Genomic DNA, 8,940 nt, shown 5'->3' with positions numbered 1-8,940 from the left:
AAGCCCCTCCGCAGAAAAACTCTTTTTCTCGCCTTTTCCCTGCCTGGTTGGGGCCTTGGCCGGTGGCCTCCGGCCCCACGGGGCAGGTGAGGGGCTGAAAATCGATTTCTTCGGAGGGGCTTCCGCCCCTCCGAGCCATCCCGGAGATGCGGGGCCACGCTTCTGTACGCTTAATTTGATACCAATGGGGATGGCGATTGGCCGCCCCAATGGATCGATGATACAATGCCAACTTGGGGAGTACATTCATCGGCTCTTGCGACGGACGTATGGACCATCTATTGCATTCTCTGAACGATCAGCAGCGCGCGGCTGTGACGGCCGGCGATGGGCCGGTGCTGGTCCTGGCGGGGCCGGGCTCCGGGAAGACGCGCGTGCTCACGCATCGGATCGCCTGGCTGGTGGGGGAGCGCGGCGTCGCCCCATGGCACATCATGGCCGTGACGTTCACCAACAAGGCCGCCCGGGAGATGCGCAACCGCACGGAGGCGTTGCTGGGCGGGCGGCTGCGCGGCCTCACCCTGGGCACTTTTCACGCCATCTGTGTGCGCATCCTGCGTCGCGAGGCCCAACATATCGGCCTCGATCCCAGCTTCACCATCTTCGACGACGCCGATCGGCTCTCGGTCATTCGGCAGGCGTTGAAGGATCTGAACCTGAACGACAAGCAATACCGCCCTCAGTCCATGCGCTCGCTGATCTCCCGCGCCAAGAACGAGCTTATCCCGCCGGGGAAATACGAGGCGCGCACGTACTGGGAGGAGATCGCCGGCCGGGTGTATCGGCGCTATCAGGAGATCATGCAGGCCAACAACGCCCTGGACTTCGACGATCTGCTCATGCAGGCCGTCGTCCTCTTCCGCCAGGAGCCCGCCGTGCTCGAGCGCTATCAGGAGCGCTATCGGCACATCCTGGTGGACGAGTTCCAGGACACCAACAGCGCCCAGTACGAGTTGGTCAAGTTGCTGTCGGGCCGATGGCGGAATCTGTTCGTCGTCGGGGACGAGGACCAGTCCATTTATCGGTTTCGGGGTGCGGACTATCGGAACATCCAGCGGTTCCGGCAGGACTTCCCCGAGGCTCAGGTCTGTCTGTTGGAGAAGAACTACCGCTCCACTCAGATCATCCTGGACGCCGCCAACGCGGTGATCGCCCACAACCTGCATCGCACGCCCAAGCGGCTCCACACCGACCGGAAGGAAGGGCCCTACATCACCGTCTACGAGGCCTACAATGAGAGCGACGAGGCCGCTTATGTGGTCGAGCAGATCCGCCGGCTGGTGGGGGAGGGGAAGCTTCGCCTGGGCGACTGCGCGGTGATGTACCGCACCAACGCGCAGTCTCGGGCGTTGGAGGACGCGTTCGTGAACGCGGGCATGCCATACCGCCTGGTGGGGGCCACACGCTTCTACGAGCGGCGAGAGATCAAGGATCTGCTGGCGTACCTGCGGCTGATCTATAATCCCGACGATGACGTCAGCCTGGGACGCATCATCAACGTGCCCCCGCGCGGGATCGGGCAGAAGACGGTGGCGAAGCTGGCCGCGTGGGCGCAGGAGATGGGCGTATCTCAAGTGGCCGCGCTGCGCCGGATGCGGGAGAGCGAGCGCAGCCCCTTTGCCTCTCGCGCTCAGAAAGCGCTGCTTCGCTTTCTGGACCTATTGGAGGGATGGATCGCGGCGCGGCGGGAGCTGACGCCAGCCCAGTTGCTGGATCGCGTGCTGCGGGAGTCGGGATACGTGGATTACATCCGGGATGGCACGGAAGAGGGGGAGGAACGCTGGGCCAACGTCCAGGAGCTTCGCAACGTGGCCTCTCAGTACGATGAGTTCGTGCCCGATGTGAGCGACGTGCTCCCCGCCGAGGATGAGGAGCCCGATGCGTTGGGGGCGTTCCTGCAGGAGGTGGCGCTGGTGTCCGACGTGGACGCTCTGCCGGAGGAGGCCAACGCGCCCACCTTGCTCACGTTGCACATGGCCAAGGGGCTGGAGTTCGGGGCCGTGTTCATCACTGGATTGGAGGAGGGGCTGCTTCCGCACTCTCGCTCGCTGGACGACCCGGAGGAGATGGAGGAGGAACGGCGGCTGTTCTATGTGGGGATCACCCGCGCCAAGGAGTATCTATTCCTGACCCACGCCTTCCGCCGTCGCGTCTACGGCTCGGACGAGGTGAGCCAGCGCTCGCGCTTCCTGGACGATATCCCGCTCTCGCTGATCGAAGGTCGTAACGTGCGGGAGCGCCAAGCGGCCGCACGCGCCGCCCTCCGGAGGGAGATCACGTGGGAGATCTCCTCCCAGACGGTTGAGCCGGACGAGGTCCAGGAGCCCCGTCCGCCACAGTTTTCGCCCGGCGATCGGGTGCGGCACAAGCTGTTCGGCGAGGGGGTGGTGGTCAGCTCTCAGGTTACCGGCGACGATGAAGAGGTGACGGTCGCGTTCGACGGGCGCGGCGTCAAGAAGCTGCTGGCTTCCTTCGCCCGGCTGGGGAGATTGTCCCGAAGGTGAGGGCTTTCAGGCTACGCGGTGGCGGGACGGATCCATGCCCGCGCCAGACGCCAGCTCAGGTTCTCGGTGTCCAACACCAACTCGAAGGTGTCGAAAGCCGCGGTCTGGACCAGGAAATGTCGCTTTGAAGGGTTCTCGTCCTCGGTCCACTGACGACCGACCGAGCTCACGTAACGGGTGCGGCCCTCCCAGATGAAGGCGGTCGGCACGACCCGTCCATCGGGCAGGAAGCGGGCCTGTACCATCACCGGCTCGCCGATCCACCGTTCTTCACTCATGGTGTCATCTCCCGAGGATGCTGATGTGTGGTTCCCGATATGATGTGATCTGCCTGGACTTCGCCGAGACCCTTATCCACGCCTGGCCGGATTGGGGCGCGTTCTATCGGAAGGCGTATGCCGAGGCAGGGGTCCGCGTGGACCCTGAACGACTGGCGATGGCCGCCTACGCCGTATGGACGGAGGATGCCCCCAGATTGCCGCTCACCTTCCCGGCCGAGGAGGGGCAGTCCCTGGCGCGACGTCGCGAGATCGAGCGCCGTATCCTGGCCCGGCTGGGATATGATGACGAGGCGCTGCTGGATCGCCTGGTGCGCAAGCTGGTGGAGATCACTCGCGATCCGAGCACCTACCGCCTCTACCCGGATGTCCCGAAGGCCCTGGAGCAGTTGCGCGCCCGGGACTACCGGCTGGGCATCGTCTCCAACTGGGACTGGTATCTGCCCGACCTGTGTCGGGCGCTGGGTCTGGATCGGTACGTGGACTTCATCGTGGTGTCCGCCCGGGTAGGCGCCGAGAAGCCCCATCCGGCGATCTTCCAGGCTGCCCTGGACCAGGCGCAGGCCCCGCCGGAGCGCGTCGCTCATGTGGGCGACAATCCGGAGGCCGACGTGCGCGGCGCCCAGCAGATCGGCATCACCGCCGTGCTCATCGACCGCCACGGCCTGTATGATGGAGCGGAAGTCCCCGTCATCCGCTCGCTGACGGAATTGCCGGACCTGTTGGAGCGTGTCTGAATGATGGGCTGGCTTCGCCCGAAATCCTGGTGCCCAGGCTTCTAGGGCAGGTCTCAGACCTGCCCCTGGGTTGCGCGTTCCAGGTAGCGCAGGAGTAGGCGCAGCGCGGCCTCCGCCGAGGCCAGTTTGTTCCCCTCGCGATCGAACGACCACACGTGCCGCTCGCCCCATTCCGCATCCGGCGCCGAGAGGTGGAGATAGACCAGCCCCACCGGCTTGCCGGGGCCGCCGCCGCCCGGTCCCGCGATCCCCGTCACGGACACAGCCACGTCTGCGCCGGAGAGCCGACGCACGCCCTGAGCCATCTCCCGGGCCGTCTCCGGGCTCACGGCGCCGTACTCCATCAGCGTCTCATGCCGCACGCCCAACACGCGCTCCTTGGCCTCGTAGGCATATGTCACGGCGCTGCCCCAGAAGTAATCGGAGCTCCCCGGCACGTTCGTGATGAGGTGTCCGACGAGGCCCCCCGTGCACGATTCGGCCAGCGCCACCCACTTGCCCTGCGCTCGCAATAATCGCCCTACCGCCTCCGCCAGATCCCTTGCCGTGTCGTGTTCACTCACAGCGCCTCTCCGCAGATCAGCATGATGGGCCGGCCGGCCGCCTGCGTCAGGACGACCACCGCCGACCGGCCTCCCGGAACCGTCTTCAAGCGACGGCGGAACGCCTCTGGGTCCACCGCCGAGCCGCGCTTCTTCACGACCACGCTGCCGACGCCCAGCGCCCGCAGCCGCCGGTTGAGCTCCTTGAGGTTGAAGGGCAACGCCTCCCAGACGGGGTAGCAACGGGCGAAGGGGGTCTGTATGGCGCGGTCGCCCGTCAGGTAGGCGATCTCCTCGTCCAGCTTGCGGGCGCCGATCCGCCAGGCCAGATGCTCGACCACATGGGCCCGAATGACGGCCGGGTCCGGCTCGTAGAGATAGGCGCCCGGCGGACCCACCGGCACGGGCTCCACCGGCTCCCAGGCCAGCGTATGCTCGCCCGGGAGGAGGGTGGCCCGCCGCGGCACCCCGGTGGACAGATCCCCGAACCAGAGCACCGCCTCCTTGCAGGTCCCGCCTTCGGAGATGAACTCCACCTCGCAGTCAGAGGGAAGCCCCAGATCATCCACGCCCGGGTGGACCTTCACGCCCATGTGTGGGGTCCGGTCGCGCAGGGCGAGGATATCCGGCAGGGGAGGCTCCATCTCGTAGATCGAGAAGACGCGTCGCCCTCCCACGCGGCGTGAGGGATCGACGAATGCGGCGGACGTGCCCCACCATTGCTGACGCAGGTCCGCGCAGACGATGTGCACTCGCTCGCCCAGCCCGAGGACGCGGGCATTGGCCCGGGCCAGGCGGGCGCGCAGTAGATCGCGGTCCACCGCGATCACCTCGTGGCCGGCGGTGGCCAGCCCGATGGTGTCCCCGCCGATGCCGCAGCCCAGGTCGGCGACGCGGTCGAAGGCGGCGTACCGTCGGGCGCGGTACCGGCTGATCGTCTCGCCCGACGCCTGCTGGAGCGCCTCCTCGGTGAAGAACATCTCGGCGGCCCGGGGGAACTTGGCCCTCGCGCGCAGGCGCAGCCGGGCCAGCGCCACGGCCGCGGCGGCCTCCTGAGGTGAGCAGGAGCGGCGCAGCCGGGTGAGGGTGCCCAGGACCGCTCGGTCGTGCAGGTCGTCGGGCTTGAGCGCCTCCAGGACAGCTGCGCCGCGCTCGCTCAGGAGGAAGTCCAGCGTCTCCAGAGTGATTGCCTCGTGCATGGATCATCAGACAAGGGAGGGGCAATTCATGAATCGCCCCTCCCCATCCCTGTTAGATAGTGACCTCGTGCCCGGCCTCGGCCGATCGGTACAGGGCGTCCACGATGCGCAACACGCGCAGCCCATCCTCGCCGCTAGGCGAGGGATCCCGGTCCTCCAGGATGCAGCGCACGAACTCCTCGATCAGCGTCTCGTGCCCGCCCCCCTGGGTATACTGGGGCTTCATCTCCATGAAGGCGCCCTCGGCCTCGCCGAACAGCCGCACGGTGTCCGTGAAACTGTACTGATGCACGTTCAACTCGGCGCCGCCCTCGGTGCCGAAGAGATGCACGTAGTAGTCATCGGGGTGGCGGGTATAGCTGGCCCAGCTCACCTCCAGCGAGAGGGTGGCGCCATTGGCGAAGCGGACGTAGCCGGTGGCCATGTCCTCGACGGTGAAGCCATCGGAGCCTGGCTCGAAGCGGGCAAATCGCCAACTGCCGCGGCCGCGCGGGCCGAGCGCGGCGTACGTGGCGCCGCTGACCGCTACGGGCTCCGGCGATCCCATGAGCCACAGGGCCAGGTCCAACACGTGGACGCCCAGGTCCATGAGCGGGCCGCCGCCGGAGCGCTCCTTATCGGTGAACCAACTCCCGATGCCGGGGATGCCGCTCTGGCGCAGCCACCCCGCCCGGGCGAAGTAGATGTCACCCAGCCGCCCGGCCCCGATCTGACGCTTGATGACCTGGCTGTCCCCTCGGAAACGGTAGTTGAAGCAGATCATCAGCTTGCGGCCGGTGCGGTGGGCCGTCTCCACCATCTTCTCCCCATCCTCGACGGTCGTAGCCAGCGGCTTCTCAACGAGGACGTGCTTGCCCGCCTCCAGCGCGGCCAGGGTCGCCGGCGCGTGCAGGAAGTTGGGCAGCGCGATGCTCACCGCATCGATGTCATCCCGGGCGAGCAACTCCTCATAGGATGTATACAGATGAGGCACCGGGATCTCGTCGGTGATGCGACGGAACCGCTCCGGGTTCACGTCGGCCAGCGCCACGAGCTCCACCTCAGGGAGACGGGCATATCCCCGCGCGTGGAAACGCCCCGCCCCGCAACCGATGACCCCTACTCTCAGTTTATCTGTCATGTCCTCACCCGCTTTAACGGCTCAAGGCCGAGATGAAACGGCGTTGCTTCTCAGCTTATGACGCGGCGGAGGGTGAACGGGCGGAGTGCGCGGGGAGCCACAGGGTGAACTTGCTCCCCTCGCCGGGGCGGCTCTCCACGGTGATCTGCCCGCCGTGCGCCTGGGCGATCCATTGGACGATGGAGAGGCCCAGTCCCGTGCCGCCCATGGCCCGGCTGCGCGCTTTATCCGCCCGATAGAATCGATCGAAGATATGGGGCAGATCCTCGGGGGCGATGCCGATCCCGGTGTCCGCTACCGTTACCCGGACCCAGCCCGGCTCTCGGACCAACGAGAGCGTCACCTCTCCCCCGGGCGGGGTGTACTTGATCGCGTTGTCCACCAGGTTGAGCAGGAGCTGGCGTAGCCGGTCGGCGTCCCCCATCACCAACGCCTGATCCTCGTGCCCCAGGTGGACCTTCACGCGGCCGCCTGCCATCATCAGCGCCTGCCGGTAGACCTCCAACAGGAGCGTGTCCATCTCCACCGGCTCCAGCTGGAGCTGGATACCCGCGTCCGCCTGCGCCAGCAGCAGGAGATCGGACAGCAGACGACTCATGCGGCTCACCTCGGCCTCCATAGCGACGATGGCCTCCTCTCGCATCTGGGGATCGTCGACGGCGCCGCGGCGCAGCAGGTCCAGGTTGCCGCGTAGCGTGGTCAGGGGGGTCCGCAGCTCGTGGGAGACATCGGCCACCAGCTGTTGTTGCATCTGGAAGAGCCGCTCCAGCCGCTCCAGCATCTCATTGAAGGTGGAGGCCAGCCGTCCCACTTCGTCGTTGGGCTGCTGGATCTGCAGACGACGTTCCAGCTCCTCGGGCCCGTGTCCCATCGCGATCTGGCGAGCCGTTCGGGTGATCTCGTCCACGGGACGCAGGGCCGCCCGGGCGAGGAAAGCGCCCACCAGCGCGGCCAGGAGCAGCCCGGCCCCGGAGCCGATGATGAGCGCCAGGCGCAGGGTGCGCAGCGTCGCGTCCAGGCCCTCCATGCTCTGCCCCACCTCGACGACGCCGATGATCTGGCCGCTGCGCAGCCGGATGGGGGCGCTGTAGATGCGGATGTGTCGTTCCCCCTCCCTCGCCTCATAGGTCACGGCCTGTCCGGCCAGGCTGGCCCGAAAGACGTCCTCCCGGCCGGGGAGCGTGAATTCGCCCAGGTTCGTGGAGCGCTGGACGACATGCCCATCGCGCCCCCGGATCTGCACGTACACCTGGGAGGCGAAGACGTCGATGGCGGGGATGCGCGCCCGCCCGGAGATGAGCACCGTGAGGGGATCGTTCTCCTCGTTGAAGAGGGCGACGACGCCATCCGCGTGGCTACGGATGGTGTTATCGATCTCCGCGATGAGCGCCTGGCGGAGGAAGGAGTAGACGCCCAGGCCCAGGACGAAGAGGATGACCGCCAGGAGGCCGGTATACCAAAGCGTCAAACGGATTCGGATGGGCATTCGGATTCACCGCCCTGAGGCAAAGCCGCTAGGGTTCGCGCAACACATAGCCGACGCCGCGCACCGTGTGCAGAAGCCGAGGCTCCCCGCCCGCCTCCAGCTTGGTGCGCAGGTAGCGAATGTACACCTCGATGATGTTGGACTCGCCGCTGAAGTCGTATCCCCAGATGCGCTCGTAAAGGATGTCCCGGGTGAGCACCTGACGGGGATGGCGCATGAACAGCTCCAGGACGTCGAACTCCTTGGCCGTCAGATCGATGGCCCGGTTTCCTCGCCACACCTCGCGCGTGGCGGGATTCAGCGTCAGGTCGGCGAATCGCAGGATCTCCTGTTCGGGCGAAGGGGCTCGGCGCCGCAAGATGGCGCGCAGCCGGGCGAGCAGCTCCTCGAAGTCGAAGGGCTTGACCAGGTAATCGTCCGCGCCGGCATCCAACCCGGCGACCCGATCGGGCACGGCGTCCTTGGCCGTCAGCATCAGGATAGGCACGTCGGACGCCGCGCGCAGCCGCCGGCAGACCTCCATTCCGTCGATGCCGGGCAACATCAGGTCCAGGATCACGATGTCGGGGGGACGATCGCGCGCCGCGGCCAGCCCCGTCTCCCCATCCGGGGCCACCTCGACGCTGTATCCCTCGTAGAGCAGCCCCCGACGCAGAAAGTCTGCGATGTTGGCCTCGTCCTCGATGATGAGCACGTGTCCTGCCATACGCACCTGCCGCAATTGGGTTTCGCATAATTATAAGCGCGTGAGGGCCTGCGTGCAATGCGGGAACGCATACGGTAATGTATCCAAGAAGGTGCAAATTCCACGAGACGATTCGCGATGTCCATCGCAAGCCTTCAGCGATGGTGCGGAGGAGAAGCCCCCTCCGCAGAAAAACTCTTGTTCTCGCCTTTTCCCTGCCTGGTTGGGGCTTTGGCCGGTGGCCTCCGGCCCCATGGGGTAGGTGAGGGGCTGAAGATAGATTTCTTCGGAGGGGCGGTAGCCCCTCCCTGAAGTTTGGCTTTTTGGAGAAGGGACTAGTCAAAAGGGAACGCCTTGGGTAAAGTAGAGAAAGTAAAGAACCAAACCCC

General features: G+C 66.4%; 8 protein-coding genes. 2 read left to right on the top strand and 6 right to left on the bottom strand.

Features of this window, described 5'->3' with window-relative positions:
- Positions 1 to 269 precede the first annotated feature (269 nt).
- Complete coding sequence (locus tag GXP39_17990; GenBank protein NOZ29924.1) at positions 270 to 2,504, top strand: UvrD-helicase domain-containing protein; 2,235 nt, start codon at positions 270 to 272, stop codon at positions 2,502 to 2,504.
- Between the two features lie 11 nt (positions 2,505 to 2,515).
- Here the strand turns inward: GXP39_17990 and GXP39_17985 are convergent, their stop codons facing one another.
- On the bottom strand, positions 2,516 to 2,782 hold the full coding sequence (locus tag GXP39_17985; protein ID NOZ29923.1) for a hypothetical protein: 267 nt from the start codon (positions 2,780 to 2,782) through the stop codon (positions 2,516 to 2,518).
- A gap of 23 nt (positions 2,783 to 2,805) precedes the next feature.
- Here GXP39_17985 and GXP39_17980 point away from each other — a divergent pair, with 23 nt between their 5' ends.
- Positions 2,806 to 3,519 carry an HAD-IA family hydrolase gene (locus tag GXP39_17980; protein NOZ29922.1) on the top strand — a complete coding sequence of 238 codons (714 nt, stop codon included), beginning with the start codon at positions 2,806 to 2,808 and terminating at the stop codon, positions 3,517 to 3,519.
- 53 nt (positions 3,520 to 3,572) lie between these two features.
- Here GXP39_17980 and GXP39_17975 read toward each other — a convergent pair whose 3' ends face one another.
- The 5 genes from GXP39_17975 to GXP39_17955 form a co-directional block, all read right to left on the bottom strand.
- A complete protein-coding gene (locus tag GXP39_17975) occupies positions 3,573 to 4,082 on the bottom strand; it encodes a CinA family protein (protein NOZ29921.1) in 510 nt (169 codons plus the stop codon).
- Complete coding sequence (locus tag GXP39_17970; GenBank protein NOZ29920.1) at positions 4,079 to 5,248, bottom strand: class I SAM-dependent methyltransferase; 1,170 nt, start codon at positions 5,246 to 5,248, stop codon at positions 4,079 to 4,081. Before GXP39_17970 ends, GXP39_17975 begins: the two co-directional genes overlap by 4 nt.
- A 64-nt stretch (positions 5,249 to 5,312) precedes the next feature.
- Positions 5,313 to 6,380: a Gfo/Idh/MocA family oxidoreductase gene (locus GXP39_17965; GenBank protein ID NOZ29919.1), complete on the bottom strand. Its 1,068-nt coding sequence runs from the start codon at positions 6,378 to 6,380 to the stop codon at positions 5,313 to 5,315.
- A 55-nt stretch (positions 6,381 to 6,435) separates the two neighbouring features.
- Complete coding sequence (locus GXP39_17960; GenBank protein ID NOZ29918.1) at positions 6,436 to 7,866, bottom strand: HAMP domain-containing protein; 1,431 nt, start codon at positions 7,864 to 7,866, stop codon at positions 6,436 to 6,438.
- 28 nt (positions 7,867 to 7,894) lie between these two features.
- Positions 7,895 to 8,572, bottom strand: coding sequence for a response regulator transcription factor (locus tag GXP39_17955; GenBank protein NOZ29917.1), 678 nt, complete (start codon positions 8,570 to 8,572; stop codon positions 7,895 to 7,897).
- Positions 8,573 to 8,940 lie beyond the last annotated feature (368 nt).

This window comes from Chloroflexota bacterium (genome assembly GCA_013152435.1).
Lineage (GTDB): Bacteria > Chloroflexota > Anaerolineae > DUEN01 > DUEN01 > DUEN01.
This window is presented reverse-complemented; position numbering and strand designations above follow the sequence as displayed.

What these genes read in the sequence shown, in the direction of transcription:
- GXP39_17980 (NOZ29922.1), top strand. Translation starts at nt 2,806, where the DNA reads ATGTGTGGTTCCCGATATGATGTGATCTGCCTGGACTTCGCCGAGACC.
- GXP39_17985 (NOZ29923.1), bottom strand. Translation starts at nt 2,782, where the DNA reads ATGAGTGAAGAACGGTGGATCGGCGAGCCGGTGATGGTACAGGCCCGC.
- GXP39_17990 (NOZ29924.1), top strand. Translation starts at nt 270, where the DNA reads ATGGACCATCTATTGCATTCTCTGAACGATCAGCAGCGCGCGGCTGTG.
- GXP39_17960 (NOZ29918.1), bottom strand. Translation starts at nt 7,866, where the DNA reads ATGCCCATCCGAATCCGTTTGACGCTTTGGTATACCGGCCTCCTGGCG.
- GXP39_17955 (NOZ29917.1), bottom strand. Translation starts at nt 8,572, where the DNA reads ATGGCAGGACACGTGCTCATCATCGAGGACGAGGCCAACATCGCAGAC.
- GXP39_17965 (NOZ29919.1), bottom strand. Translation starts at nt 6,380, where the DNA reads ATGACAGATAAACTGAGAGTAGGGGTCATCGGTTGCGGGGCGGGGCGT.